Below are 26799 nucleotides of genomic sequence, written 5' to 3' on the forward strand. Positions count from 1 at the left end.
AATCCCAACTTTAAAAAACCACTTTGCAATAGCACCCTTGAATCGTCAATATCAGTCTGATTATTAAAAATCATTGCTTACCTTGGATTGTATGCTTTAAGTGTTCTGTACGGCAAGATATTCCAATCATGAAATGCATAAAATCGACAAAAAAATCTGGCAGCCACCAAGAAGTCAAATGTTCCCCGCTTCAAAAAATTAATGGAGGGAACGCCTAGGAGCTTTTGGTTAGACGATTATTGCCCGTTGGCGGAGATGGAGTATGGCTTTTGTGAATTTTAGGGGCACCCATATCTTTCATTCTTGAAAAAAAGTTTGGTTTCTCCTTAGGCTCATTGGTAGGTTTCGTTGCTGTTAACAGGGGATCAGATGGTGGTGGGGCGAAGAGGTTAGCAACCAGCTCCAGTGCTTTAGTTATTTGCTCCTGCAGGGTGCTTATCATTTCCTCTTGATTTTTTTGGTTTTTTTTGAGTTCGGTTACTTGTCCATTCAGGTTATTAATCGCTCTATCTTGCTTGTTGTTTCTGTTCTCAATCTGGGTGATTTTCCCCTGCTGCTGAACGGATTGTTGTTGTAAGTCAGAATGTTGTCGTTCTACTCCTTGTAAAAGGATTCGGGCATGTTCAGCAGAAAATTCATGCTTACTCACTAGCGACCGTAACGTTTTGGTACTATTGTATACAGTGGTGCTCCATGATTTTTCCGCGATGTTAGGCTTGGTTCTCAGACTGGCAGGAGAAGCTGAAACTGGAACTGAAAATGGTAATGGTAGGGATATCAGTCTTTCTTTTTCGGCTATTTCTTTTGAGCTGGGTGTTTTTAATGCATCAAGAAAAATTGCCACCTTGTTTTCTATCGGATAATCCTCACATCCTTTGATTTTTCCACTGAGACATAACCCATAGAGTTGATTGCTATAGAGCGTTGCAACCGCTTTAATTTTTTTTAGTTCCCAGCCCTGGATGTCTTTTTGATAACGCAAGGTCAAGCTTCGCGCAAATAATTCTGCCATTTTTTTTGCCTGCTCGGGATTTTGTAGTATCCCCAGCATATTTTGGTTTTTGGGTTCTTCAAAACGCCCCATAATGGCTCCGCCCGCTTCTTTCACAGTAAAGGCGGTAATTGTCTCTACCAAAGAGCCAATAATAGGGATACCGCCGAGTAGCCCCCCCAGCATTGAGGAACCCAGTTCCAATGCTTTATCGGCTGCCCCTGCTTTTTTTTCAACGAGTTCACTGCAAAGAGAAGTAAATCCAATTATTTTGGCCCATAAAACACTATAACTGGTGTTATAAAACAACTGTGTTTTCTGATTGCTGTTAATTCTATTTAATGCAGTAAGTTTTTCGGTTTTACTGTCCAGATACGCTTGAGTCAGTTCATTTTGGTGTGAGGATCTCCCTGCCAACTCATCGTACAATATTCCTTGGTCTTGATGTAAATTGGCAGAAATTTTGGCTTCAAGCCCATGCACTATCTGGGCAAAAGTGTCCCCTTCCAATAGTGCTATTAGACTTTCCTGGATAATTTGCGTTTTTTCCTGCACCTGTCTGTCTATTTCTGTCAGATTTTCTTTTTGCTCTTGCAAATTAGTTTCCAGTTCTTTCATTTTATCATGTAGACTTTGAATTTCCGGGATGTCTTGCAAAGCAGCATAGGGTTTCAGTGCTTCTTCTGTATAGGAGCTTGTTTGTTCCCCCTCTGTCAGACTGAACAGCTCTGTTAGTGCCTCGTTCTTAATTTGCAATAGCTTATTATGTTCCTTGAGGACTGCAAACATACTGTCTTGCCGCTGAGTGGTTTCTTTGGTCAATTTAAGTTGGCTGTTGATGAGTTGAATTTGTTCTGTCAACAGGGAGTTAGCCACAATCAATTGACTATTGGTTGTTTTAAGTCGTTCGTTTTCTATACCCAACAGTGTATTTTCCTCTTTAAGCAAGGTGTTTTCTTCTGCGTAAAGTTGGGATGGACTAATTAGGGAATCGTAAGCCGGTGGTTGATCGGTTACTAATATATTTTCTTGACCATATGGCATAAAGCATATTCCTTTGCTTACATAAGAAAGCAGATGATAATGCCAAAATAAAATAAATAAAATGATATTTTGTTTAACCCCTGGTGAATTTCCATAAGACCCTATAGAAACCTTGCAAACAGAGTGATTTGGGAAAAAATTGACTGGAAAATATAAAAACCCAGTTCGCAGTTTCTATGCTTTATAAACTGCGTCAAATCAACGATTACTTCGTTAAAATCAAACAAAAATGCTCGGGTTAGCGCTGCTGGCGCTGTGTTTTTTGTTTGATTTTTCCTCGCTCCTTGATTTTACTTGCTGATAAAGCATAGAAACTGAGAACTGGGGTTATAAAAAAAATCGTATCAGGTATATCATAGGGACATTGTTTTTTAATTTCCTTGCTTTATGCCTGCGATAGAAACCATGTTACCTAAACGACAAACCCTTTTGCGGTCTACTTCTCTTGTCTCAATGATGACGCTCATATCCCGTTTGGTTGGCTTTGCACGCGATATGGTCATTGCGCAATTATTTGGTGCTCAAGCGGGAATGGATGCCTTTTATGTGGCATTTAGAATTCCTAACTTTATGCGTCGTCTGTTTGCTGAAGGGGCTTTTTCACAAGCCTTTGTCCCTGTACTGGCAGAGTATCAGCAAAAACGAACGTTTGCTGAGGTAAGGGATTTTATTTCAAGGATTGCCGGGCAATTAGGGGCAGTCCTCTCGATCATCACTTTTATTGGTGTGTTAGGAGCCCCCTTTATTATCTTTATTTTTGCTCCTGGTTTTGGCGATAGCATGCGCTTGACATTAGCTACAGAAATGTTGCGGTTGACCTTTCCTTTTCTCATGTTGGTTTCGTTAACCGCCATGGCAGGGGCTGTGCTGAATACCTATGGTTATTTTGGTGTACCGGCATTTACCCCGGTGCTGTTAAATATCAGTATGATTCTGGCCGCGCTGTATCTAAGCCCTCATTTTGAGCATTCAGTCGTTGCTTTGGCCTGGGGAGTGTTGATTGCAGGAATTGCTCAATTTTTGTTTCAAATTCCATTTCTATATCATCGAAGGTTGTTGGTCAGGCCAAGGATAGTATGGGATGATCCTGGGGTAAGACGTGTTTTAAAACTCATGGTCCCTGCTTTGTTTGGCGTTTCTATTGCCCAACTTAATTTAATGGTGGACTCAATTTTTGCTTCTTTTCTGCAGATAGGCAGTGTGACCTGGTTATATTACACAGACAGGTTAACTGATTTTCCTTTAGGTGTATTTGGGGTGGCGGTTGCAACTGTTATATTACCTCATTTGGCCAGACGCCATGCAGATCAGAACAAAGAGAACTATTCTCATGCACTTGACTGGGGCTTGCGTTTAATATTGTTAATTGCCGTTCCCTCAGCCTTGGGATTGGCGCTATTTTCCATGCCTTTAATTGTTAGCTGTTTTGCATATGGGAAGTTTTCAGCTACGGATGCCCTGCAAACTCAAAAAAGCCTCATAGCGCTTGGTAGCGGTGTTCCAGCTTTTATGGTGGTCAAAGTCCTTGCTTCAGGTTTTTATGCCCGTCAGGATATTAAAACACCAGTGAAAGTAGGGGCTTTGGCGATGATTGTGAATAGCCTGTTGTGTCTGTTGCTTATTTGGCCTCTGGCTCATGCTGGACTTGCTTTAGCCTCTGCCCTTGCTGGTTATGTAAACTGCAGTGTTTTAATTCTGTTGTTAATGCGTCGAAAGATATATCAGCCCTCCTCTGGATGGCTTAAATTTATGATGCAATTGCTGGTAGCGAACACTGCAACCGCCGTTTATCTAATGATAACTCGGGCTGATTTGAGCTTTTGGCTGTCTAAGTCTGCTATGGAGCGGTTATCCTTGCTGCTTGGGCATGTTAGTATCACAGTACTTATCTATTTAGCCTGCCTCTATCTGGTTGGTGTACGCCCAGCCCAATTCCGTAGCCAAATGAAGGAGTGATTATGCATGCAAAAATGTTTTACGACATTAGCGTTGAGAAGGCTGTACCTTTGAGTTTTATTAATAAAACTCAATGGGAGCAGGGGCTTGGGCACCTGACTCCTGCTGAACAAAATTACTTTCTCACCCAGCAGTTTAAAGCAAAAGCCGGTGATATTTGCTTTATCTATGATAATGATGGCTTGCCTGGCAAAGTATATGTTGGTTCAGGGGATGATAATCGGGAATTAGCATTGGCAAATGTTGCGTCTCGATTGCCACCAGGCTGCTATTTTACTGAAGAAGCTTTGTCGCAAAGTGCGATGGTTGTTTGGGCGCTTGCCCAGTACCGCTTTATAGATTACAAAAAACAGGAACTGCTTCCCCGTAAACTGGTAATTAAAGAGGAAAGGTTATCAGCAGTGACTGAGGAAGTCGCCGCAGTCTTTCTAGTCCGGGATTTGATTAATAAACCCACTAATGATTTAGGCCCTGAGGAATTGGCTGAGGTGGTGGCTAATCTGGCCAAAGCACATGGTGCTGAGTTTGAGCAGTGGGTCGGTAATGCCTTGTTGGAGTCTAATTTTCCGGCGATTCATGCAGTAGGGCGGGCATCAATAAATGAGCCGCGATTATTGTCTTTAACGTGGGGGGATAAAAGGGACCCTAAAATTACCCTGGTGGGAAAAGGTGTTTGTTTCGACAGCGGAGGCCTGGATATCAAGCCATCAACGGCGATGCGTTTGATGAAAAAAGACATGGGAGGCGCTGCTCATGCGATAGGTTTGGCTCAATGGATAATGGCCTGTCAGTTGCCTGTTCGGTTACAGGTTCTTATACCTGCTGTTGAAAATTCCATTGGACCAGATGCGTTTAGACCAGGAGACATCCTAACCATGCGTAACGGGTTAACGGTAGAAGTTGACAATACGGATGCGGAAGGACGATTGGTGCTTGCTGATGCGATTGTAAAAGCTTGTGAGGATAAGCCGGAACTACTTATTGATTTTTCAACACTTACGGGCGCCGCTCGTGTGGCGGTGGGTACAGAAATTGCCGCCATGTTTTCTAATGATGATACATTGGCAAATGCGCTGGCAAAGTCTTCTTCTGCTGTCAACGATCCCATCTGGCGATTGCCGCTTTTTGGCGGATATGAAAACATGCTTGAGTCTTCTATTGCTGATCTTGTCAACGCCAGTGCCTCGCCATACGCAGGGGCAATTACGGCTGCTTTATTTCTACAACGGTTTATACCAGGCTCTATTCCCTGGGTACATTTTGACATCATGGCCTGGAATACCTCTTCAAAACCGGGCAAGCCTGAAGGCGGCGAAGCAATGTCTCTACGTGCAATTACCCATTATCTGCTAAAAACTTATGGGAAGCACTAGACCATACTGCACCTATTAACGGTGGCCTGGTTGTTAAGTGGCGGCTCTGCTTAGCTGCCTGCCATTTAATAGTGATTCAAAAAATTGATTTGCTTGATAAAAATGGATTATAATTTATCACTTTTCTATAAAAAATCAATTGATTAAGGTTACAGATGAAAATCTTATCTACCTTGTTTTTTCTGATGTTTTCAGCCTTGGCTGCTGCAAAACCATTGCACAATATCGTTGTATTTGGTGATAGTTTGTCAGACAACGGCAACCTTTATGAGTACTTGCATCAAAAATTGCCCCAATCTCCACCCTATCATGAAGGGCGATTTACAAATGGCCCTGTATGGATTGAGCGTTTGACCGAGTTGTACTTCCCCACAAAGGGATCTGAACATTTGCTGGATTATGCTTTTGGAGGGGCAGGAATAGCAGAAGATCAGGATGATTTATTTACCCTAAAGAAAGAAATTGATACTTATTTTCTTGTTCATCAAGATAAAGTAGATGAGGATAGTCTCTTCGTGATTTGGATCGGTGCCAATAATTACCTGGGAATTCCTGATGACATTGAAGGGACGGTAAGCAACACCAATGCAGGGATCCGGGATGGGATACGACGCCTGGTGGATGCGGGGGCAAAACATATCATGGTGTTGAATTTGCCTGATTTAGGCCAAACTCCCCTGGCGCGTGAATTTAATGCGCAGGCAGCATTAACTCATTTTTCCACTAGACATAATGAAGTGCTGGCTGAAAACGTTAATGCCTTAAAACATGCTTATCCTGATGTTCAATGGCTTTATTTTGATGTCCATCAGACTTTGAACAATTTGGTGGTTGAACCCGAAAAATATGGCTTTACCAATATCACTGAAACTTGTTATGAGGCAATGGTGGAAAAGCCTTCAAAACACTCTGTCCTCCGCATGGCGGCCAGTATTAAAGCGGGGGCTGAGCCAAGCCTTTGCCAAGGCTATTTATTCTTCGATCCGGTTCACCCCACGGTTCTGGCTCATCAGATTATGGCAGAGCACGCGAAGCGCTTTTTAGATCAGAACGGAATTGAATTTTAGTGTCTCGTCAAGATTGAATTTTCGGATTGGCGTCTGGATCACGTAAAGATGGGTGCAAGACAGGCGTTCAGATGAGACACTGGTTTCCCAGTACTGGATAACTTAAATGGCAGGTTGCTATTTAAGTTATCCATTTATGATACCTTCAGATAATCAAATTAGTATAGAGTAGGCAAGAAAGTTGCTTATTACAAAAGATACTAACCAAAATAACCATGACAATTATGCAACTGTTTCTTGGTTTTTGCTTGTTGTTCTTCCTGAATTTTGCTGAAGTGAAAGCGGCAAGTCTGGATATTTTGGTTAAAGGACAAAAAGTTGCATTACCTTACTGGCCTTCCAAAGGAGGCAAACAACGAGGGGGGGTAGTTATTGTTAATGGCGAGCAGTCTGTTGCTGGCTCAAAGCTACCCGAATATCTTGGAGAGGAGCTTGCAAAGCTTGGGTGGTCAGTTGCTTTGTTAAGTACCAGTCAACAGGTAATACCATGGACAGAGCAGCTCCCTGAAGTCTTATCCACTTTACGTCAAAAAAATAATAAACGCATGGCAATGATCCACTATGGTTCAGAATTATCCGGCTCTGTGGGCTATTTCAGCAAATTGCAATCCAAACAACTGAATGGAATGATTTTGTTATCAGCCTTTGATCTTCCTGAAAATGAGGATACGGCTGATTTAATGAAAAAAATTTCATTTCCTTTATTGGATATTACCGGTCAGTTTGATTATACGCCGGTACTGGAACAAGCTGCCGCACGCAAGCAGAATGTTGAGAACAAAAAATATTCTTATCAACAATTATCGGGTGCAGATCATGATTATCTTTATAAGGAAAAAATGTTAGCGATCACTATCCATGGCTGGATGCAAAAATTAGGTAGTATTAATCGTGCGAAGGCTCCTGTTGTTCTGGATTAAGGACAATTGTTGACAGCTATCCTTATGATTTATTAGAAAAATTTTGTGCCAGGCTGTGGTGGAGCTGAGCTAAAAATGGCGGCAAATAACAACAAAATGAAAATAAAAATAGAGAAGTAGAAGATAAGTTTTGCAATATAGGTAGAGGTTGATGGCGCCCTATAACTGAATATTGCAGCAATCATGGCAACTAGTAAAAAAACAAAAGCCCATCCTAACATTATCTATCCTTGGCGTATGGCAGACCCAAGTTAGCGATTACATTAATTATAGTAGATGTTGCTACCCTAACTGATGCACCTTGATTAGCATACCGGCTTGAGGGTGATCCAAATAGTAAACTTTGCCCCCAGATATCCGCTGTTTTTGATTAAAAGTAAAGGAAGCCTTGCTATCAGGTGTTGAGAAGAGTAAATCCGTGTCCAGGAGGTAGTAATTGGAACGCCGGATACGTAAGGTGCCTTCTACTTGCCAACCGTTACGGCTGATTTTAGGCAAGATAATTGCCCGCTGATTATTAAAAGGCTGTACCCAGGTATAATGTAAAAGCACATGATATTGTGGTTTTTGGTTTAATGCCCAGTACTGTTGTTTTAATTGGGACGTAGAGGAGGGTCGCAGATGGTATGGGCTAAGTGCAGGGCTTGTTTCCGGAAGCAAGGGGATGCCATGCGATGTATCGGGTGTGATTGTTGTTAGATTTCCTGGAAGAGAGCCTGCATCCTGGTGGGTAAATACAATTAAGTCCACCTGATAAAATGAAGGTATGCCGTTTCCGTGCAGGAGGCATGACAATAAACTGCCGATTATAAAAATCAATCCTTTAAACATAGCTTTCTTCTTTTTTGTTATGATGTATAAAGACTCTTGATGCTATTGCCGGTTTTCAACGAAGATTTTAATGACTTGGCTATTTTAAAACCTCCGTTGAATAATCTTAATCCAAATCCGACATGGCGATGGCATGGTATCCGGCGTCTACATGGACTACCTCTCCTGTAATGCCTGATGCCAGGTCAGAGCACAGAAAAGCAGCGGTATTGCCTACTTCTTCGGCGGTGATATTGCGCTTTAGTGGTGTGGTGTTGGCATAAGCGTTTTGCATTTTACGAAAATCTTTGATGCCAGCTGCTGCCAGTGTTTTAATCGGTCCTGCTGAAACGGCATTGACTCGCAACCCCTTTGGTCCAAGGCTTGCAGCCAGATAACGAACAGAAGCTTCCAGACTCGCCTTGGCAATACCCATAACATTGTAGTTAGGAACGGCTTTTTCTGCTCCATAATAACTTAAAGTTAAAATAGAGCCCTGAGTGTCTTGCATCATGGGCAGGGCAGCCTTCGCCAGGCCAACTAAACTGTAGGCGCTAATATCATGGGCGATACGGAATCCCTCTCGATTTACGCTCTCAATGAAGTCTCCACTAATTTGATCGGCGGGAGCGAAAGCAACGGAATGGATAAGGATGTCGAGGTTATTCCAATAATTACTTAACTGTTCAAAGACAGCATTAATATCTGCATCATTAGCAACATCACAGGGAAAAGTTAGATTGGAGTTAAACTCCCCTGCCATTGTTTCGACACGGCTCTGCAATTTTTCATTTTGATAGGTAAAGGCAAGTTCTGCACCTTGTTCATGAAAAGCCTTGGCAATACCATAAGCAATGGAGCGGCTGCTTGCCAGACCGACGATTAATGCTTTTTTCCCATTTAAAAATCCCACGTTACTCTCCTCTGGTTTTCTCTGTGGTTAAGCTGTTTGGATGAACTGCCAATAACTCGCGCATCTTTGCCTGAATCATATCAATTGCAATGCGATTTTCTCCTCCACGAGGAACAATAATGTCTGCATAGCGGCTTGATGGCTCGATAAATTGCAAGTACATGGGCCTAACAGTGGTTTCATACTGGTGTATTACTGATTCAAAAGAGCGGTGACGTTCTACTACATCGCGTTTCAGGCGCCGTGTCAAACATATATCGAGAGGAGTGGACATGAAAATACGAATATCCATTACCTCACGTAATCTTTTATCGCTCAGCAACAGGATCCCTTCCAGTACAATAATTGCATGTTGACCGACTTGACGTGTTTCAGGCAGGCGAATGTGTTTAGAATGGGAATAAACTGGAATATTGATTGATTTGCCTTGCTGCAAGCTGCGCAGATGTTCATATAGCAAGGCATGATCAAAGGCATCCGGGTGGTCGTAGTTAATGTTTTCCCGTTCAGCAAAAGGCAGATGGCTGTTATCTTTGTAGTAAGCGTCTTCTGATATAACAACAACCTGCTCCGAGCCAAGTTCGTTGACAATGGTATTGGCCAGAAGGCTCTTACCTGAGGCGGAAGGGCCAGAAATTCCGATAATAATAGCTTGTTTACTCATGATGTGATTATTCAAAATTTTGTGCAAATGGTAAGGGTTTATCAAAATAAATTCAATCATTCCCGTTGTCGTTTTAGCAGCACATAGAGCGCGCCGCTGCCGCCATCCTTTGCCAACGCACTGTGAAACGCCAATACATGGGGAAATTGCTTCAGCCAATGGTGAACCAGATTCTTTAAAACAGGTGTTTCTCCTCTTGGGCTGCCCTTGCCGTGAATAATTAAAAGACAACGATGGGCCAGGGCACTTTGCTCAAGAATAAATTGAATTAAAGCTTCTTTGGCTTCCTCTGATCTTAAGCCATGCAGGTCCAATCTGGATTGCCATGGGATTTGGCCACATTTTAATTGGCGAAATCGTTTGCCTGGTATGCTGTGGCTGCAATAGGAAAGGATGGTGCCTGCCTGTACTTCTTCCTGGTAATAATCTGACAAATAGATGCTGTTTTCCAACAATACCGCTTTTTGTTGAGTTTCGGGTTTTTTGAAGTGTTTGGTTTCAAGGGTAAGGGATGCTTTTTTGCTTTGGTGCAATGGTTTTATTTCACCTATCGTTTGGCGAAACAATGTTTTGTCTTCATCGGACAAGAAATCATCAGACATAATTATTAATATTTAACCAATTATTGCTATTATAACTTAATTCAGGCTATATCTGCTGTAAGATTGGGTAAATTATCAGGGTAAAATCATATTTTATAGATTTATAAATTGGGTACAAAGTTTGACAACACTGTTATAATTTTCCCAATCTGGTGTCACTTACTTTCCGGTTCATGTGGAAATGGGCACAATCCTGCGGTAGAGCTGGAAATTTCAGGAACAAATGACATTATTATGAGAAAGAGACAACTATGAATGATTCTTCTTTTGCGGCTGTTGATGAGCTGGAAACGCTTATCGATTTCCTGCGTTTTGGTATAAGCCAGGCTTATGGAAAAAATCTTTATTTTGGCCACGGTACCGATAACGTATCGGATGAAATGCATGCTTTAATTTTAGCAAGCCTGCACTTGCCTCTGGATAGTGATCCTTTACTGTTGCAAGCTCGCCTCACTTCCGTAGAAAAACAAAAATTAGCCAGGCAATTGAGCCGGCGGATAATCGATAAGGTTCCTGTTCCTTATTTAACTAACAGCGCATACTTTTGTGAATTGCCATTCTATGTGGATGAAAGGGTACTGATCCCACGTTCTCCAATAGCAGAACTGATTAAACAGCAGTTTTCTCCCTGGCTTATAGCCGATAGAGTGGAACGGGTGCTGGATTTATGTACTGGTAGTGGGTGTATAGCCATTGCCTGTAGTTATGCATTTCCCGAAGCGATGGTGGATGCTGTAGATATTTCTCCTGAAGCATTGGAAGTGGCAGCGATCAATTGTGAGCGCCATGATTTGCAAGAGACGGTCAATCTTATTGAATCAGACTGCTGGGAAAATATTCCTCATGTTCGTTATGATCTAATCGTTTCTAACCCTCCTTATGTCAGTCATGAGGAAATGCAGACTTTACCGGCTGAGTATTATCATGAGCCCCGGTTGGCATTGGAAACTGGCAGCAACGGCCTGGCCATTGTTGAAAAAATCCTTGCAAAAGCCCATGATTATTTAACCGAAGACGGTATTTTGGTTGTTGAGGTAGGAAACAGTGAGCAAGCGCTGGAAGAGGCTTTTCCTCATGTTCCTTTTACCTGGCTTGAGTTTGAGCATGGGGGGCAAGGTGTATTTCTGTTAACCCAACAGCAATTGAAAACTTATTTTGCAACCCAAGGTTAATTGAAATGAGTGGAAACACATTGGGCAAATTGTTTACTGTAACAAGCTTTGGTGAAAGCCATGGACCTGCCTTGGGTTGCATTGTCGATGGCTGTCCTCCAGGATTGGCTCTGACTGCCTCAGATATTCAACCTTTCCTTGATAAACGTAAGCCCGGCCAGTCGAAGTATACAACGCAAAGACGGGAGGCTGATAAGGTAGATATTCTTTCTGGTGTGTTTGAAGGGTTAACCACAGGAACGCCTATTGCGTTGTTAATCCACAACCAGGATCAGCGCTCGAGAGATTATGAAGAGATAAGGCATTTGTTTCGTCCAGGGCATGCTGATTTTACCTATCAACATAAGTACGGCTATCGGGACTATCGCGGAGGAGGGCGTTCTTCTGCACGAGAAACAGTGGCCAGAGTTGCTGCAGGAGCCATTGCCCGGCTTTATCTTTATCGGGTTGTGGGGATTGAAATTACGGGTTACCTGCAGCAGATGGGGGACATCGTGCTGGATTTTGTCGATGAAGGTTTAATTAACACTAACCCTTTTTTCTGCCCTAACCAGCATCAGGTGCAGCAATTGGCGGACGCAATTGATCAATTGCGTAAACAAGGGGATTCTGTAGGGGCCTGTGTTAAAGTAATTGCCCGGGGGGTGCCTGTGGGTCTTGGCGAGCCTGTGTTTGACAAGCTTGATGCCACGCTGGCTTATGCCATGATGTCAATCAACGCTGTAAAGGGGGTGGAGATTGGCGCTGGATTTAATTCAGTTTGCCAGTCAGGCAGTGAACATCGCGACGAAATGACGAAAGCCGGCTTTCTGAGCAATAATGCAGGGGGGGTGCTAGGTGGCATATCGACAGGCCAGCCTGTTGAAGTCAGTCTGGCATTAAAGCCAACCTCAAGTATTATCAAGCCTGGTAAAACAGTGGACGTAGAAGGAAATGAGGTAACCGTGGTCACCAAAGGTCGGCATGACCCTTGTGTGGGAATTCGGGCGGTGCCTATCGCTGAAGCAATGATGGCCTTGGTATTGATGGATCACCTGTTGCGTCATAAGGCGCAAAATGGCTAAATGCTGTAAACCATAATGATAGGCTGTAAGCGGTTGATTCCTACAATAGAGCCCCTATCTTTATTGCCTACTGCCCTCAAATCAGTGCTCTATGGGAGCACGCAAAACAGTGGATTTTATATATAAGGTGAGCCGCAGGACTTATTCGAACAAATTAAGGTAGTTAAATGAATAGACGTTTAAATATTGCAGTAGTTGGCGCGACAGGCGCTGTAGGTGAAACATTATTAACTGTTCTGGAAGAGCGTGATTTTCCGGTGGATAATCTTTACCCGCTTGCCAGCGCTCGTTCACTTGGCAAGACCGTTATGTTTAATAACAGGGAGCTGGATGTGGAAGATTTGGCTGGTTTTGATTTCAGTCTGGCTGATATTGCTTTATTTTCTGCAGGAGGTTCTGTTTCCAGGGAATACGCTCCCAAAGCCGCTGCAGCAGGTTGTATTGTGGTGGATAATACCTCATGCTTTCGTTATGAGGATGACATCCCACTCGTGGTACCGGAAGTGAATGCTCATCGCATTGCTGACTATAAGAATCGAGGCATTATTGCCAACCCCAATTGTTCAACTATTCAAATGGTTGTTGCTTTAAAGCCCTTACATGATGCTGTGGGCATTAGCCGCATTAATGTGGCTACTTATCAGGCCGTATCAGGAACAGGCAAGAAAGCAATTACGGAGTTAGTTGCCCAGTTAGGGGAGTTATTGAATGGAAGACCTATCAAGCCATCAGTTTACCCTCACCAGATCGCCTTTAATGTTTTGCCTCATATTGATGAATTCCAGGAAAATGACTATACCCGTGAAGAGATGAAAATGGTTTGGGAAACCCAAAAAATCATGGAAGATGAAACGATTTTGGTGAATCCAACAACTGTACGTGTCCCTGTCCTTTATGGCCATTCTGAAGCAATCCACCTTGAATTAAAAGCGCCTCTTACAGCAGCTGCAGCAAGAAAAATTTTAAAAAAAGCGCCAGGTGTTAAAGTAATTGATAATATAAAAAAACTTCAATATCCAACACCTATGACTCATGCTGTAGGGCATGATGAAGTGTTTGTAGGACGCATTCGCCAGGACATTTCGCATCCGAATGGTTTAAATTTGTGGGTAGTGGCTGATAATATCCGTAAAGGAGCCGCTACGAATGCTGTGCAAATTGCTGAAATTCTGCAACGTGATTATTTATAATTTATACTAGTATTATGGCGACAAAAAGAAACAAATCAAATATTGGCATTCCTACTTGGCCACCTTTAAACGAGAGTGGTACGAAATCCATTTTGGCTGAAGAAACGCCAAGGATAGAAAGGGAAAGGCGAGTTTCATTTCAAGAGACATTAAGCAAAAAACTGGCTACCAAAATCCATGCGCGTGATCATCAGGAAAAGCCCCAGACGGCGCCTGAAGGTGAACTCCAGAACAGCATCATGCAACATCCTTGGCAAAACTCCCAGCGCAATGATGGGATTGATCCTAATCTTAGTCCTGAACCACCGCTGAACACCGAGGCGCACATGAAATATGAAAACGAAAGACGGGAACAGGAAATGGAGAAACAACTTCGTTTGGGATTGGCACCGAAAATGAAGACAGCACCAGAACCTTCCAGATAGGATGTTTAAATGACCATTGCCAATGAGATCATCAGCTGCCGCATGCCTGATTTTGACCTGTATATTCGTCAAGGTGAATCGTTGGATGACATTGATGAGTATGGTTATACCCCGTTAATTGAAAGCGCTATAACCCGTCAGATCCATATAGCCGAACAACTGATTGCCCGTGGCGTGGATGTCAACAAAGCCGATGTCACCGGACGTACACCTCTTCATTGGGCTGTTGATAATAATGATTTGGAATTATCACGTCTTCTGCTAAACCATGGTGCTAATCCTAATGCTTATACCAGCGCTGGATTAGCGATATTGGTTTATCCCGTTTTAAGGGGGCAAGATGCTCTTAAACACCTGCTTTATCAGCATGGGGCAAAACTTGATTTTGCACTTGATTTCATCAATGGCAAGTTATTAGGCCATCGTTTTGAACTTAAAGGGGACGTTGATATAGTGAATGGTGACGGTGAATTTATTGAACTCGATTATGAAGGGTTTATTCTTGAATTTACAGTCGCTGTAGTGAAAGACTCCCTAAGGCGCTTCATCAGCAGTTATTCAACCCGTCACCTGCGGGAACACTTCCCTTATTTACATGAGATAATGGATGCCTTTGCTGTTGCTTCCGAATTATTACAATTACAGTTGCATCCGATGTTAACGGACAGTGACCAAGAGCGTCTGGCTTATTTAATTCAGTCCTCACCGATGTTGATTCTGCCTGCTGCCAGCCGCGGGCATGCGTTTTGTTTTATACGTTATAAAGATTGGTGGGCTAAAATTGACAGGGGCGAGAACAGCCTAAAAGAAGGTAGCGTTAATATTTATCGGATAACTAACCCTGAGACAATTAACGTACGCTTCCTGCAAGAGTTTCTTTATAGAAAGCAAAGCCGCCATTATTTTCATCAAAAAATTAATCAAAAATTAGGTTTAATTCCTTTGATTAAGCTGCCGATAAGCTCCCAGATTGCGGGTAACTGCTCATGGGCGAATGTTCAGGCCGTAATACCTGCTGCCTATGCCCTACAACAACTGGATTCTGCACCGCTTGATAAATTTGATGCAGAGGTTCCCATGAGCCTTTACACTAATCTGGTAGAATGGGATAAAGATCGGGCACTGGATGAGTGTATCCAGCGATTTTATCTGGCAAATCCGCTTCGCAAGGCAAGTCTGGCATCCATGCTTGCTTCAGTTCTTTTTCAAGCCTGTGATTATAGTCAAGTCCATCATGTAGAGCGGGCTGAAAAAATATTGACTATCCTCACCCAGCCAGATTATTACTATATACTTTATAATTATCTTGAGTCCTATTGTATCAAACGTCTGACTCCCCGAGGTAATAATCTGCTGAAGCTCCTCGATGATTGTGGCTTTAACCCTAATATAGGGGTAAGCCCGATTGCAACAGGATTATAGCGAGACTAAGTCGGACAGCGCTAACTGATTATGGGGCGAGGCTGTCCGATTAAAACTGTGGTTTTTCCTTGAAAGCTGTAACCCGGATGGAGCGCCAGTGAAATCCGGGGGCAGGTGTTTATTATCAAGCTCTAATCCCGGATTATTGGAATACCCTGCTTGTGACTCGTTGGAAATTGATTCATAATCCCAGCGCCGATAATCTTGTTTAATGGATAGTTTAATGAAAAAAATTGCTGTAGGTAGTCTTCTTGTCCTTTTCACGTCCGCACTTAATGCGGCTACCCTAATCTTGCCTGCCATGACTGATGGTTTGACGAATGGTTATTTTTCTATTCAGTGCAGCTATTCCTACAAGTCAATTCCGGGCAGCTATAGTCGATATTCCAATGAGGGGCCTGTTATTAATTATGGAAATTATGGCCTGTCTGGTTCGCTTGCGGAGATTAATACCGTTGTTGCTGATAAAGACAGTACTGATATCCATTTGAACATTCGGTTAATCTGCAGGAATAATGCAAGTATTGCTTACCAATTTGATGACTCGCGGTTAAAAGCAATTGGTGACATTCTTTTGGAGTTACCTCAGCATTGTGCTTAAAAGTTAATATAGCATCTGCTAATCAAATCAAGGCCTAATAAAAAATTCTTATTGTAGGTAATATATTTTTTATCAGGCCTAAAAACTGCATCAGGTAAATCACTAATGCAGCAATCAAAACGAAGTTAAGAATCAGACTAAGAAAGGGATTAATCGGATAAAGATTAACCGCCCATAAGAGAAACCCCGCAATAGCAATCATTAACAATTCATTTAACTTAAGCATAAACGCCTGTTTTTTAACTTACCCTACTCAAAGTTTAGCCTGGTGTCTCGTCAAAATTGGAACCAGAGCCTACGTTCCGCGCTTTATGCGCGGAATCTATTCTCAAACTTTGTCAAGAGGAAGTTTCGTGTGGTTTGCGTGGATACCGCGCATGAAGCGCGGAACGTAGGCAGTAGGGATCAATTTTCGACAGACACTAGAGCGCCATATGATTGATGCATTCGTTAATGCGAATCAATTATCTCTGGATTCTTTATTAACGGGTGCTCTTTTTTTTGCTGCTTCTGTTTTCATTTGCACAACACGACCTCCAGCCTGATGGGTAGTGCTCTGGCCTTTTTTTCGTTGAGGCTGTCGCTGTTGCTGGTTTCCCGTCGGGCGACGGCGTCGACCGTTTTGACCTGAATAGCGTTTTTCGCTGGATGTCTGAGTTTGTTGTTTTTGTTGTTGTTCGGAACCTCTGCGTACACCTTTTTCATGTTTGGTTTCTGTAGCAGCCTTGACTTCATTGGCTCCAAATAAATTTGTCCATAGACGTTTGATGAAATTGTTTTGCTGCGTTTTTGCCGGTGAAGCAGAGAAAGCTTTTACTGCTGGTTCATCAAGTTTAACGCCATCTTCGGCGCGAACTACATTTAATTCAGGCTGTTGCAACAAAGAATAACTTGGCTTTTTGTGTTTGCCAACGTTATCTTCCTTTAAGCGTGTAATATTGTACTGTGGGGGTTGCAGGTAAGGGTTGGCCAGAATTAATACCTGAACGCCATGTCGCTTCTCGATATTTAGGATGAATTCACGTTTTTCATTCATAATAAAGGTAGCCATTTCAGCAGGTAATTGAACCTGAACTTCTGCGGTCTTTTCCTTTAAGGCTTCTTCTTCAATCAATCGAATAATTGATAGCCCCTGAGATTGAATGTTTCTAACTACACCACGCCCTTCGCAACGTGGACATATTTCCTGAGCGCTTTCACCTAAAGAAAGACGTAAGCGTTGGCGAGACATTTCAAGCAAGCCAAAGCGAGAGATGCGACCGACCTGAATACGAGCCCTGTCTGCTTTAAGCGCCTCTTTCAGTCGATTTTCAACATCCCGTTGATTTTTGCTGGAGCTCATGTCAATGAAATCAATGACAACCAATCCCCCCAGATCACGTAAACGTAACTGACGTGCAATTTCGTCAGCTGCTTCAAGGTTTGTATTTAATGCAGTCGTTTCAATATCCGAGCCACTTGTTGCCTTGGCTGAGTTAATGTCAATTGAAACCAAAGCCTCTGTACGATCTATTACTAATGCGCCGCCAGAAGGTAACAGGACTTCTCGCTGGTAAGCCATTTCTATCTGGCTTTCTATCTGGTAAAAATTAAATAGCGGGATTGTGCTGTTATAAAGTTTAAGATTGGGTAAAAAATCAGGCTTTACCTGCTCAATGTACTGTTTGGCTTTTACATAGGAAACCTGATCGTCAATGATGATTTCGCCAATTGACTTACGTAAATTATCGCGAATTGAGCGGATAATGACATCACCTTCCTGATGAATCAGACAGGGCGCAAGCTGGGTATGATAAGCCTGCTTAATTGCTTGCCATTGGTTACACAGCATATCCAAATCGGCTTGTAACTCATCCTGACTCTTGCCGACGCCTGCTGTTCTTATGATAAGTCCCATCTCATCAGGCAGTTGCAGTGCATTCAGGGTTTCCTTTAATTCATCCCTGTCATCGCCTTCAATACGACGTGAAATACCGCCTGACTTTGGATTGTTGGGCATTAATACCAGATAACAGCCCGCCAGTGTGATATAAGTAGTCAACGCAGCACCTTTGCTGCCTCTTTCCTCTTTATCAACCTGAATGAGTAATTCCTGACCTTCACGAATCAAGGTGGTGATAGGTGGTCTGTCGTCGCCAAAATCATCGGGGTTTTTGCTTAAATATTCAGGGGCAATTTCTTTTAATGGCAAAAAACCTTGTCGCTTCGAGCCATATTCAACGAATACAGCATCCAGACTCGGTTCTCTGCGAGTTACAACGGCCTTATAAATATTGCCTTTTTTCTTAACTTCAGAAGGACACTCAATATCCAAATCATAAAGATGATTGTTTTTTACCAGTGCAACCCGGATTTCTTCAGCCTGCGTTGCATTTATTAACATTTTTTCCATTATCTACCCCATCAAAGGGCGCAACGCTAAGTAAGACAGTGCAAGGCGTCTATTTTTTGTTGCTTGAACTGGTTTATCACGAAGCCACATTTCCTGGTTATCCAGGAGGTTAAGGGCATAGCCAGCAAGCGTTTCTTCGAGCTTATTAACAGAGCAGGTGATGGATGTTGTGCCTTGATATTCGCTGCGTTTATCAAAAATCGCATTACCTTTCTCGAAAATTAAAGCCCTGCCTTCACCCGGCAAACGTTAATGAGCTCCTGCAGTAACAAAAAATATCCTCTTTAAGCATCCCCCAGTTCCTAATGACAGACCGCACGCATGGTACCTGCAAATATGCGGCGCATGCTGATGAATACATCTTTGGCAATAGATTTTGTGATGAGAAGGCTTATTGATAGCTTTATGCATAAGGAAACCATCCTTTGCCTGTAATTCGCAAAACAGCCAGGGCTGATGTAAAGCATGTCTGACATGCGTGGGTATCTGATGAGTTCGTTTTCAATTTGGCTCTGATACTGGGGTGCTTCCTTATGTCTTAAACTCAGGGAAGCGCGTTTTTTATATTAAATTAGGTTCTGCCTTAAATTATACCACAATTCCTTTAATCACTTAGTTCATGCTAACAGCCATACTGTATCTGCACAAACCAGCTATTTGGATTTGTTTTAGCATATTATCCGCAGACCTGATAAAGTCGGCTAACCGACCAATAAACTTTTCTTTCTTTAAATACGTTATAATTCGGTTTGCGCTAAATACCACGCAGCTTTCAATACTACCAAAAAAAATAGCAACAGAAAACAGGTTTATGCTAATGAGTGATGTACGTTATACAGAGATTGGTGCAGAAGAAGAAGGACAACGCCTTGATAATTATCTAACGCGGATCCTTAAAGGTGTTCCCAAAAGTCATATTTACCGCATAATTCGCTCAGGTGAAGTGCGTGTGAATAAAGGGAGGGCGCAAGCCTCTTTACGCTTGACACAGGGGGATTGTATCCGGATTCCGCCTGTGCGGGTTTCGCAAAGCAAAGAATCCCCCTTTATTGGTAATAAACTGTCGCTTAAATTACAGGAGAGCATTTTGTTTGAGGACAACAGCCTCCTGGTAATTAATAAGCCTGCGGGTATTGCTGTACACGGCGGGAGTGGTGTGGATTTGGGTGTGATCGAAGCATTTCGAAAAATACGCAGCGATTTATCTTATTTAGAGCTTGTTCATCGTCTGGACAAAGAAACATCCGGTTGTTTGTTACTTGCAAAAAAGCGCAGTATGCTGCGGTCTATCCATGCTTTGTTAGAGGCAAGGGAAGTGCATAAAACTTATTGGGCACTGCTTATGTATCCTTGGCAGGATAAAAAAAATAGGGTTGTTACCGCTGCTTTGGAAAAAAATATAGTAAAATCCGGGGAAAGAATTGTTACAGTCAGTCCGGAAGGTAAACCATCGGAAACGGCTTTCAAGTTGCTTGAAAATTATCAGCAGGCATGTTGGGTGGAAGCTTCCCCGAAAACAGGACGCACTCATCAGATAAGGGTGCATAGTGCTCATCTGGCTCATCCAATTGCAGGCGATGAAAAATATGGCAAGCCAGTGCAAATAGAAGGATTGGAATTATTAAAATCACGTCTTTATTTGCATGCAAGAGCAATTCAATTTAACCTGAATGGAAAAAATTATTTGTTTGAGGCTGACTTGGACGAACAGTTTGCTGAAACACTGAAAATATTACGTGCGAGGAGCTCGTTAGGTCATGGGTAAGCTATATCGCTTGGTAGTGTTTGATTGGGAAGGGACCTTGGGGGACACACTGGGGCAAATTTTTAATAGCGTGGCGATGGAAGCAAAGCGCTTGAATTTTGGTGAGGTAGATGAGCAGTTGGCTCGTCAATCAGTAGAGCTTGGGCTGGTAAAAGCGTTAAGGAAAGTATTTCCTCATTTGACCGAAGAGCAGCATGAGCAATTACTGCAGGCAGTGCAACAATCATTAATTTCCCGGACGACGGACGTTTTTTTGATTCCCGGGGCAAAAGCGTTTATTAAGCGTTTGCATGAAGCGGGCATTCATATTGCGATAGCTACCAACAAAGGTTATCAATCTTTGCAGCGTGTTTTGCATATCAGCGGATTGGACGCTTTTTTTAAGGTGACCCGGTCAGCGGGACAGGCTCCGGCAAAGCCTTGCCCTCAAATGCTGGAGGAAATTCTGGCTGAATTTGCTGTCTCCGCTGATGAAACACTGATGATAGGCGATTCAGCAACGGACATGGAAATGGCAACAAATATTGGAGTTGACGCAGTTGCCGTAGATTTTTATCACCAGCAGAAGGAGGCATTGCTTGTGGCTGGTGCCATGGCCGTATTTGATGATTACGAGCGTTTAGCTGATTATTTACAATTATCCGAGGGAGGGCGCAAGTGAATATTTCAATCAGTTTGCCCAATTTGTTAACGCTTCTGCGCATTATGCTCATTCCAGTGTTCATTATTGCTTTTTACCTGCCGGTTCAATGGGCGCACGGGTTGGCTGCTGCCATTTTTGCCCTGGCCAGTTTTACTGATTGGCTGGATGGCTACCTGGCGCGTAAATTAAAACAAATGTCGCCATTTGGCGCGTTCCTTGATCCGGTTGCTGATAAGTTATTGGTCGCCTGTAGTTTATTGTTGCTTGTTGGTGCAAAGGAGATGGACTATATCACCATTCCGGCTATTGTGATTGTAGGGCGAGAAATTGTAATTTCAGCACTTAGAGAGTGGATGGCGGAAATAGGCAGCCGTGCCAGTATCACAGTAAGCTATATTGGTAAAATCAAGACGACTATTCAAATGCTCGCGCTTTTTTTATTAGTGGCATTCACCCCCTCTCAGTCCATATGGGGTGTTATTGGTTTTATCATGCTGTATATAGCCGCAATTTTAACTATTTGGTCGATGATAGTATACCTTACAATTGCCTGGCCTCAACTCATGGAAAAACGGCCTGTTGCGCCCTAGAAGAAAAGTTTTAACTAATTAAAAAAATAATTTAATTTTTATTGACAGGGTCTGAATTTACGGTAGAATTGCAACCCGTAGACAGGCGGGAATAGCTCAGTTGGTAGAGCACAACCTTGCCAAGGTTGGGGTCGCGAGTTCGAGTCTCGTTTCCCGCTCCAAATAAAGCGACGAAGCAGTCGCTTTTTTTTTAAAGTTAAACGGCTGTGTGGCAGAGTGGTTATGCAGCGGCCTGCAAAGCCGTGGACGCCGGTTCGATTCCGGCCTCAGCCTCCAAATATGCCCAGGTGGCGAAACAGGTAGACGCAAGGGACTTAAAATCCCTCGGACCAAAAGTCCGTGCCGGTTCGACTCCGGCCCTGGGCACCAAAAATTAGATTTTCCTCATTTAAGAGGCAATTTTTTCGATCCACCACATCCTCCTTTTAACCTGTAGTTTTTAAAATTTCTAAATTCATAAGTCCTCCGTTGTAGCCATTTTATCTTTCGCTGAAAGCCTTCGGTAACTCCATTAAATTGAGAGCTATGGAATGACGAAGACTGTTGATTTACTATATGCAGATTATGAAAAATGGGGCAAAAAATGGGAAATAAGATAAAAGCGTTTTTCCTGGCTCTAGCAGTCCAGACAGGGTTTCTAGGGTTGTTTTTTTTAGGAGGACTTTTAGACCCGCTGATTGTACTTTGGTTGGCAGTGGGATATTTCTTTATAATAGGGTTCTATTTAATGTATCGCTATTTGCTGGCAAGTCTGATTAGCGGAGTGGCAAATAAGCACGATATTTAGCAATTATATCGTTTATGCAGATTCAGGAGATCCGAATAATTATCAGCGCGGATCTCATGGAATCCTTATCCAATGTGATTGATCCTGAAAGAGGATAGAAAATAATGACGAGCTTTAAAATTCCATCAATTAAAAAAAGCATATTCAGTACTGCAATTGACGTCAGGATTAATGATATTAATTATGGAAATCATTTAGGGCATGATTCGTTGATATCTTTTTTTCACGAAGCAAGAGTCAGGTTTTTAAGAAAAAATGGCTATACGGAGCTGGATATTGATGGTCTGGGGATTTTAGTAACAAATTTAGTGGTAAATTATATAAATGAGGCATTTTACTCGGATAATATAATGATAGATTTGGGGATTGGAGAAATTAAAAGAACAAGCGTTGATTTAATTTATCAGGCTAAAATACAAGAGACAAAAAAAGTGATAGCCAGCGCCTTAACTACAATCACTTTCTATGATTATAAAAAATCAAAGGTTGCAAGAGTCCCTGAGAAATTTTTGGCCTCTATTGGAATAAATAATATTAAAGATTAAATAGAGGACATAGGGAACTTAAACCCTATGGTTATTTGGATGACTTTGTAAATGATTCATACCTTTTCCTAATAGTTTAAATCAATTATCATACTCAGCATCGGGCAAGATTTTGGGTAAGATTTTCTATTTTTTGTAATGTATATAATTGTCGGTAATTTCGGAAATCATTCTTTGGCTGTCATGCAAGCCCTTATTGAAAAGGGTTTATCGCCTATTCATTTTGTTTCTGTCGATACGGGTTGGTCAGCGGCTTCCTGGGCTGAGAGAGTTCAGCAAGGTACTGATTATGCAATCAGTCAGGGAGTAGTGGTTCACAGGTTGGTTCCTCAGCCAGCTTTTTCAGAAATGGTTATCAGCCGTAAGCAGTTTCCTAGCCCCAAGTTTCAGTGGTGTACCAGCTTTCTTAAGGGATTGCCTATTCTTGAATATTTAGATGAACATGATCCTTCCTGTGAAGCACTCATTGTCTCCGGAAAACGTCAGCAGGATTCGCGACGCTATAATAACTTACAGGAATTTGAATACCAGAATGAATTATATCAGGGACGTACCTTATGGCACCCCTTATGGCAAACGAAAGAGGAAGCATTCGTTAAGTTGATTGCAAGGGCAGGGTTTAAAGTACTTCCACATCCAAGTCTCGAATGTAGTCCTTGCATTCATATGGCTCTTGAACAATTAAACTTTCTGGAGCCCCTCTCAGTTAAGCGATTGCAAATGGTTGAAGACAGGGTAGCGCAGACCATGTTTCAACAGCCCATTACTCAGTTATGTACGGTTTCAAAAGAGGTAAAGAGGCAAGAGGATCTAAGCTTGCAACAATTTGATTCTGGCTGTGGTGCCCCGTGGGGTTGTGGGGAATAGGGTTTTCAATCGCAACATTCAAATATGGAAGGATGAAGGCGAATAAAATGATAGATATTTAATGAGGTCTGCTTATTCCTCTTCAGGAGGCGATCTTTTTATTAAGTCATTGGCTGCTTGTTTGGCAGTCATCTTTCCCTGTAAGAGAGCATGTACCTGAAAGCAAATAGGCATGTCTACTTGAAATTTTTTTGCCAGAGAACAAATCTGGGAAGCGTTGTGTTTTCCTTCCACAACCTGGCCTATCTGACTTTCTGCTTCCACAAGATTGGCACCACGCCCTAAATGTAGACCAAAACGTCGATTGCGTGATTGATTATCAGTACAGGTCAGTACAAGATCGCCAACACCGGCTAAGCCCATAAATGTTTCTTCGCGGGCTCCCATTTTGATGCCCAGACGTCTCATTTCAGCTAACCCTCTGGTTATCAGGGCTGCTTTGGCATTGGCTCCATAACCTAGCCCGTCGCTAATCCCGCAGGCAATAGCCAATACATTTTTTACCGCACCGCATAACTGAACACCAATAATATCGTTACTTAAATAAACGCGTAAGTTATTCTGATGCAAAATAGCCTGAATTGATTTCTGATAGGCTGGATTATTACTGGCTAATGTTAAGGCTGTAGGTAAAAAATCAGCAACCTCCTTTGCGAAAGAAGGGCCTGATATTATCGCTATTGGAAATGATTGGCCAAATCGCTCAGCAACCAATTCACTTAACAATTTGTAACTGGCCGGATCGATTCCCTTTGTTAACCAGGCTAATCCGTGAGCGGGTTTAGGTAACTGAGATAACAGGTTTGCAAAAGCATGTGAAGGAACTGCAATAATAATTTCGGTTGATTGTGCCAGACATTGCTCAAGGGATGCCACAGGTTCAAGGGTTTCCGGGAAGGGGATATCCGGTAAATAACGTTGATTGGTTCGCTGGTCTGTCATGGCATGTACATGCTGTGGAGTATGTCCCCACAGCAGTACCCGATTGCCACAGTTTGCCAGGTGTATTGCAACTGCTGTACCCCATGATCCAGCACCAAGTATGGCAATCGTTGTTTTCTTCATGGTTAGTGGGTTGTTTCAGTTTCTTCTTGAGCTGCTTTTTTCTTTTCTTCCAGTTGCTGCATGTACAGAGCATCGAAGTTAATGGGTGCTAACACCAACTGAGGGAAACTGCCACGGATAACCTGTGAAGTAATGGTTTCACGGGCATAAGGGAAAAGAATGTTAGGACAAAAACTATTCAGCAAATGATCGATCTGCTCATTTAGCGCTCCCTGAATTGTGAAAATTCCGGCTTGCTTGACCTCAGCTAAAAAGGCAACAGCTCCATTGTTTTTTACCGTTGCTGTGACAGTCAAGACTACCTCATAAACATTCTTTTCCAATTCTGTGTGCTGGGTGTTTAAATCCAGTGATAACTCAGGCTCCCACTGCTGCTGGAAGCTTGCCGGGGTGTTAGGTGCCTCAAAGGAAGAATCTTTTATATAAACGCGCTGAATCATAAATTGCGCTTCTGGTGCAACGTTTGCTTGTTCTGACATATTTTCATCCTCGTAAAAGTTTATCTAAATGCCCTTGCTTATCCAAAGCATACATATCATCACAGCCACCAATATGTTGACCGTTGATAAAAATTTGCGGCACGGTATGCCTGCCGCTTTTGCTGATCATCTCATCGCGTTTATCGGGTTGAGCATCAATGCGAATATCAGTATAAGTAACCCCTTTTTTATCTAATAAATCACGAGCCCTCATACAGTAGGGACAATAAGCAGTACTGTATATAATTACCTCAGCCATGGTGTTATCCTTACTATTTTCCCTTTGTCAATGGTAAGTCAGCAGCTTGCCAGGCAGCAATACCTCCGGCCAAAGTCATTGGCGCTGAAAAACCTTTCTCCCGTAATTTAGCTGCGAGTTGCGCTGATTGCAAACCGCGTGCACAAACAAGGATTAATGGCTTGGTCTTGTACTTATCCATCCGCTGTTGAGCGAAGTCTTCCGCACTCGCCCGAACAGAATCAATAATATGCCCCTTACGAAAAGTATCAGCATCACGCAAGTCAATAATCACTGCTTCTTCATGATTAATTAAATTAACTGCTTCCTGGGGTGAGAGTTCTTTTGCGCGCTTTTTCTGCGCTATCAGTTCATTAATAAAAATTAATAACAAGACAATAACCAATGCAAACCAAAGCACCCAATGGTTGGTAATAAATTGACCAAGCTGCCCCATAATCTACCCAGTTAATGATCACAATGAGCGAATTATCCTTAGAATAGCTTTGGAAAGCAAGTTATCATTGCCATATTACAGGGTAATTGCGGGGCAAAATCATGCTTTGTCTACAATATAAACAGAACAGTGCCATCTTTCGTTTCGCTCAGGATGGCGATAATTTGCGCAGAAAAACAATTTTAAATTAAATGGTATGATCTTGCCCTGTATCCTGCTAAAAAATCAATTTGTCTTCCATTTAAAATTTTTTTTAAATATCTACGGCAAAAAATTTTGCAGTTTTAGAAATCCATCAAAAATTGTTGAGAAAAATCGCCAATAATATTCTCTATTGCGAAAAAGCGTTGGACTCTCTTGGCGAGATTCAATATTTGCAATATTTTAACCAGGTTGCTTAATATTTTATTAAGAGTCGAGTGTTATATTACATATGCCCTACAATCATGGAGTTTTTCATGTCAAATTTTAATGCTTTACCAGATGATGTCAAAAAATTAGTTTTAACCAAGTTAGAAAATAAAGATTTACGAAATACGGCTATGGTCTCTAAAGAAATGAATACACTAAGCAAACCTTTCTTAGTCCATCCAAAAAAAAAATTACCTGCAGATGGTTACTATTATGCTGTCGGAAGCAAGATTAAAATCAGTGAACCTTCTAGGGCATGTTTTTAAAGTTTCAGCCACAATATAATACTTACTAAAGTTAGTGCTCCCAGAAACATGGCAGCAGTTTTATCATAACGTGTAGCAAT

At 42.3% G+C, this 26799-nt stretch carries 29 protein-coding genes, 3 tRNA genes and 1 pseudogene; 20 read left to right on the forward strand and 13 right to left on the reverse strand.

The window, feature by feature from the left end; genetic code table 11:
• Nucleotides 1-214: 214 nt before the first annotated feature.
• A complete protein-coding gene (locus E1O65_RS03930) occupies nt 215-2035 on the reverse strand; it encodes a hypothetical protein (protein ID WP_133132287.1) in 1821 nt (606 codons plus the stop codon).
• 405 nt (nt 2036-2440) lie between these two features.
• Between E1O65_RS03930 and murJ the strand changes: the two genes are divergently transcribed.
• The 4 genes from murJ to E1O65_RS03950 all read left to right on the forward strand — a co-directional run bounded on the left by murJ (nt 2441) and on the right by E1O65_RS03950 (nt 7351).
• Nucleotides 2441-3991, forward strand: a complete 1551-nt coding sequence (gene murJ / locus E1O65_RS03935) for a murein biosynthesis integral membrane protein MurJ (RefSeq protein ID WP_133132288.1) — start codon at nt 2441-2443, stop codon at nt 3989-3991.
• 2 nt (nt 3992-3993) lie between these two features.
• Nucleotides 3994-5364 carry a leucyl aminopeptidase family protein gene (locus tag E1O65_RS03940; RefSeq protein ID WP_133132289.1) on the forward strand — a complete coding sequence of 457 codons (1371 nt, stop codon included), beginning with the start codon at nt 3994-3996 and terminating at the stop codon, nt 5362-5364.
• Nucleotides 5365-5519: 155 nt separating this feature from the next.
• Nucleotides 5520-6431: a GDSL family lysophospholipase PlaA gene (gene plaA, locus E1O65_RS03945; RefSeq protein ID WP_133132290.1), complete on the forward strand. Its 912-nt coding sequence runs from the start codon at nt 5520-5522 to the stop codon at nt 6429-6431.
• Nucleotides 6432-6655: 224 nt separating this feature from the next.
• Nucleotides 6656-7351, forward strand: a complete 696-nt coding sequence (locus tag E1O65_RS03950; RefSeq protein ID WP_133132291.1) for a DUF3530 family protein — start codon at nt 6656-6658, stop codon at nt 7349-7351.
• A 282-nt stretch (nt 7352-7633) separates the two neighbouring features.
• Here the strand turns inward: E1O65_RS03950 and E1O65_RS03960 are convergent, their stop codons facing one another.
• The 4 genes from E1O65_RS03960 to E1O65_RS03975 all read right to left on the reverse strand — a co-directional run bounded on the left by E1O65_RS03960 (nt 7634) and on the right by E1O65_RS03975 (nt 10340).
• A complete protein-coding gene (locus tag E1O65_RS03960; RefSeq protein ID WP_133132293.1) occupies nt 7634-8182 on the reverse strand; it encodes a CsiV family protein in 549 nt (182 codons plus the stop codon).
• A 106-nt stretch (nt 8183-8288) separates the two neighbouring features.
• Nucleotides 8289-9074, reverse strand: a complete 786-nt coding sequence (locus tag E1O65_RS03965; protein WP_133132294.1) for an enoyl-ACP reductase — start codon at nt 9072-9074, stop codon at nt 8289-8291.
• A gap of 1 nt (nt 9075) precedes the next feature.
• On the reverse strand, nt 9076-9738 hold the full coding sequence (gene udk, locus E1O65_RS03970; RefSeq protein WP_165474893.1) for a uridine kinase: 663 nt from the start codon (nt 9736-9738) through the stop codon (nt 9076-9078).
• A 56-nt stretch (nt 9739-9794) separates the two neighbouring features.
• Nucleotides 9795-10340: a Smr/MutS family protein gene (locus E1O65_RS03975; protein WP_133132296.1), complete on the reverse strand. Its 546-nt coding sequence runs from the start codon at nt 10338-10340 to the stop codon at nt 9795-9797.
• Nucleotides 10341-10591: 251 nt separating this feature from the next.
• On the opposite strand from E1O65_RS03975, the gene prmB reads away from it, so the two are divergent.
• The 6 genes from prmB (at nt 10592) to E1O65_RS04005 (ending at nt 16214) form a co-directional block, all read left to right on the forward strand.
• Entirely contained in the window at nt 10592-11512 is a 921-nt protein-coding gene (prmB, locus tag E1O65_RS03980) for a 50S ribosomal protein L3 N(5)-glutamine methyltransferase (protein ID WP_133132297.1), read from the forward strand.
• Nucleotides 11513-11517: 5 nt separating this feature from the next.
• Nucleotides 11518-12576, forward strand: a complete 1059-nt coding sequence (aroC, locus tag E1O65_RS03985) for a chorismate synthase (RefSeq protein ID WP_133132298.1) — start codon at nt 11518-11520, stop codon at nt 12574-12576.
• A gap of 167 nt (nt 12577-12743) precedes the next feature.
• Nucleotides 12744-13766, forward strand: coding sequence for an aspartate-semialdehyde dehydrogenase (locus E1O65_RS03990; RefSeq protein WP_133132299.1), 1023 nt, complete (start codon nt 12744-12746; stop codon nt 13764-13766).
• Between the two features lie 14 nt (nt 13767-13780).
• Entirely contained in the window at nt 13781-14191 is a 411-nt protein-coding gene (locus E1O65_RS03995; RefSeq protein ID WP_133132300.1) for a hypothetical protein, read from the forward strand.
• A 9-nt stretch (nt 14192-14200) separates the two neighbouring features.
• Nucleotides 14201-15613, forward strand: a complete 1413-nt coding sequence (gene ankH / locus E1O65_RS04000) for a Dot/Icm T4SS effector AnkH/LegA3 (RefSeq protein WP_133132301.1) — start codon at nt 14201-14203, stop codon at nt 15611-15613.
• Nucleotides 15614-15836: 223 nt separating this feature from the next.
• On the forward strand, nt 15837-16214 hold the full coding sequence (locus tag E1O65_RS04005; RefSeq protein WP_133132302.1) for a hypothetical protein: 378 nt from the start codon (nt 15837-15839) through the stop codon (nt 16212-16214).
• A 34-nt stretch (nt 16215-16248) separates the two neighbouring features.
• On the opposite strand, the gene E1O65_RS04010 is transcribed toward E1O65_RS04005, so the two are convergent.
• The 3 genes from E1O65_RS04010 to E1O65_RS04020 all read right to left on the reverse strand — a co-directional run bounded on the left by E1O65_RS04010 (nt 16249) and on the right by E1O65_RS04020 (nt 18852).
• Nucleotides 16249-16440: a Thivi_2564 family membrane protein gene (locus E1O65_RS04010; RefSeq protein WP_133132303.1), complete on the reverse strand. Its 192-nt coding sequence runs from the start codon at nt 16438-16440 to the stop codon at nt 16249-16251.
• Nucleotides 16441-16674: 234 nt separating this feature from the next.
• The gene (locus E1O65_RS04015; RefSeq protein WP_133132304.1) at nt 16675-18606 is read right to left on the reverse strand and encodes an Rne/Rng family ribonuclease; all 1932 of its coding nucleotides are present in this window, start codon (nt 18604-18606) and stop codon (nt 16675-16677) included.
• Nucleotides 18607-18609: 3 nt separating this feature from the next.
• Nucleotides 18610-18852, reverse strand: coding sequence for a hypothetical protein (locus E1O65_RS04020; RefSeq protein WP_133132305.1), 243 nt, complete (start codon nt 18850-18852; stop codon nt 18610-18612).
• A 571-nt stretch (nt 18853-19423) separates the two neighbouring features.
• Between E1O65_RS04020 and E1O65_RS04025 the strand changes: the two genes are divergently transcribed.
• The 6 genes from E1O65_RS04025 to E1O65_RS04050 all read left to right on the forward strand — a co-directional run bounded on the left by E1O65_RS04025 (nt 19424) and on the right by E1O65_RS04050 (nt 21973).
• On the forward strand, nt 19424-20371 hold the full coding sequence (locus E1O65_RS04025; RefSeq protein WP_133132306.1) for an RluA family pseudouridine synthase: 948 nt from the start codon (nt 19424-19426) through the stop codon (nt 20369-20371).
• On the forward strand, nt 20364-21032 hold the full coding sequence (locus tag E1O65_RS04030; protein WP_133132307.1) for an HAD-IIIA family hydrolase: 669 nt from the start codon (nt 20364-20366) through the stop codon (nt 21030-21032). The genes E1O65_RS04025 and E1O65_RS04030 overlap by 8 nt, the downstream gene beginning before the upstream one ends.
• Nucleotides 21029-21604, forward strand: coding sequence for a CDP-diacylglycerol--glycerol-3-phosphate 3-phosphatidyltransferase (pgsA, locus tag E1O65_RS04035; RefSeq protein ID WP_133132308.1), 576 nt, complete (start codon nt 21029-21031; stop codon nt 21602-21604). Before E1O65_RS04030 ends, pgsA begins: the two co-directional genes overlap by 4 nt.
• A gap of 85 nt (nt 21605-21689) precedes the next feature.
• Nucleotides 21690-21765 (forward strand) — tRNA-Gly (locus tag E1O65_RS04040).
• Nucleotides 21766-21806: 41 nt separating this feature from the next.
• A tRNA-Cys gene (locus tag E1O65_RS04045) sits at nt 21807-21880 on the forward strand.
• Nucleotides 21881-21885: 5 nt separating this feature from the next.
• A tRNA-Leu gene (locus tag E1O65_RS04050) sits at nt 21886-21973 on the forward strand.
• A 15-nt stretch (nt 21974-21988) separates the two neighbouring features.
• On the opposite strand, the pseudogene E1O65_RS12645 reads toward E1O65_RS04050, so the two are convergent.
• Nucleotides 21989-22126 (reverse strand): annotated as a pseudogene (locus E1O65_RS12645) (transposase); the annotation flags it as partial.
• Nucleotides 22127-22187: 61 nt separating this feature from the next.
• On the opposite strand from E1O65_RS12645, the gene E1O65_RS04060 reads away from it, so the two are divergent.
• The 3 genes from E1O65_RS04060 (at nt 22188) to E1O65_RS04070 (ending at nt 23803) form a co-directional block, all read left to right on the forward strand.
• The gene (locus E1O65_RS04060; protein WP_133132309.1) at nt 22188-22391 is read left to right on the forward strand and encodes a hypothetical protein; all 204 of its coding nucleotides are present in this window, start codon (nt 22188-22190) and stop codon (nt 22389-22391) included.
• A gap of 104 nt (nt 22392-22495) precedes the next feature.
• The gene (locus E1O65_RS04065) at nt 22496-22936 is read left to right on the forward strand and encodes a thioesterase family protein (protein ID WP_133132310.1); all 441 of its coding nucleotides are present in this window, start codon (nt 22496-22498) and stop codon (nt 22934-22936) included.
• A 138-nt stretch (nt 22937-23074) separates the two neighbouring features.
• Complete coding sequence (locus E1O65_RS04070) at nt 23075-23803, forward strand: phosphoadenosine phosphosulfate reductase family protein (RefSeq protein WP_133132311.1); 729 nt, start codon at nt 23075-23077, stop codon at nt 23801-23803.
• Nucleotides 23804-23875: 72 nt separating this feature from the next.
• Here E1O65_RS04070 and E1O65_RS04075 read toward each other — a convergent pair whose 3' ends face one another.
• Genes E1O65_RS04075 through E1O65_RS04090 form a run of 4 tightly spaced genes read right to left on the reverse strand, consistent with a single transcriptional unit; the run spans nt 23876 to nt 26042 of the window.
• A complete protein-coding gene (locus tag E1O65_RS04075) occupies nt 23876-24868 on the reverse strand; it encodes an NAD(P)H-dependent glycerol-3-phosphate dehydrogenase (RefSeq protein WP_133132312.1) in 993 nt (330 codons plus the stop codon).
• Nucleotides 24869-24870: 2 nt separating this feature from the next.
• Nucleotides 24871-25347, reverse strand: a complete 477-nt coding sequence (gene secB, locus E1O65_RS04080) for a protein-export chaperone SecB (RefSeq protein WP_133132313.1) — start codon at nt 25345-25347, stop codon at nt 24871-24873.
• Nucleotides 25348-25351: 4 nt separating this feature from the next.
• A complete protein-coding gene (gene grxC / locus E1O65_RS04085) occupies nt 25352-25606 on the reverse strand; it encodes a glutaredoxin 3 (protein WP_133132314.1) in 255 nt (84 codons plus the stop codon).
• Between the two features lie 13 nt (nt 25607-25619).
• Entirely contained in the window at nt 25620-26042 is a 423-nt protein-coding gene (locus E1O65_RS04090; protein ID WP_133132315.1) for a rhodanese-like domain-containing protein, read from the reverse strand.
• 458 nt (nt 26043-26500) lie between these two features.
• Between E1O65_RS04090 and E1O65_RS04095 the strand changes: the two genes are divergently transcribed.
• Entirely contained in the window at nt 26501-26719 is a 219-nt protein-coding gene (locus tag E1O65_RS04095) for an F-box protein (RefSeq protein WP_165474894.1), read from the forward strand.
• Nucleotides 26720-26799: the final 80 nt, after the last annotated feature.

The sequence above is a fragment of the Legionella sp. W10-070 genome, from assembly GCF_900640175.1.
Taxonomy (GTDB): Bacteria; Pseudomonadota; Gammaproteobacteria; order Legionellales; family Legionellaceae; genus Tatlockia.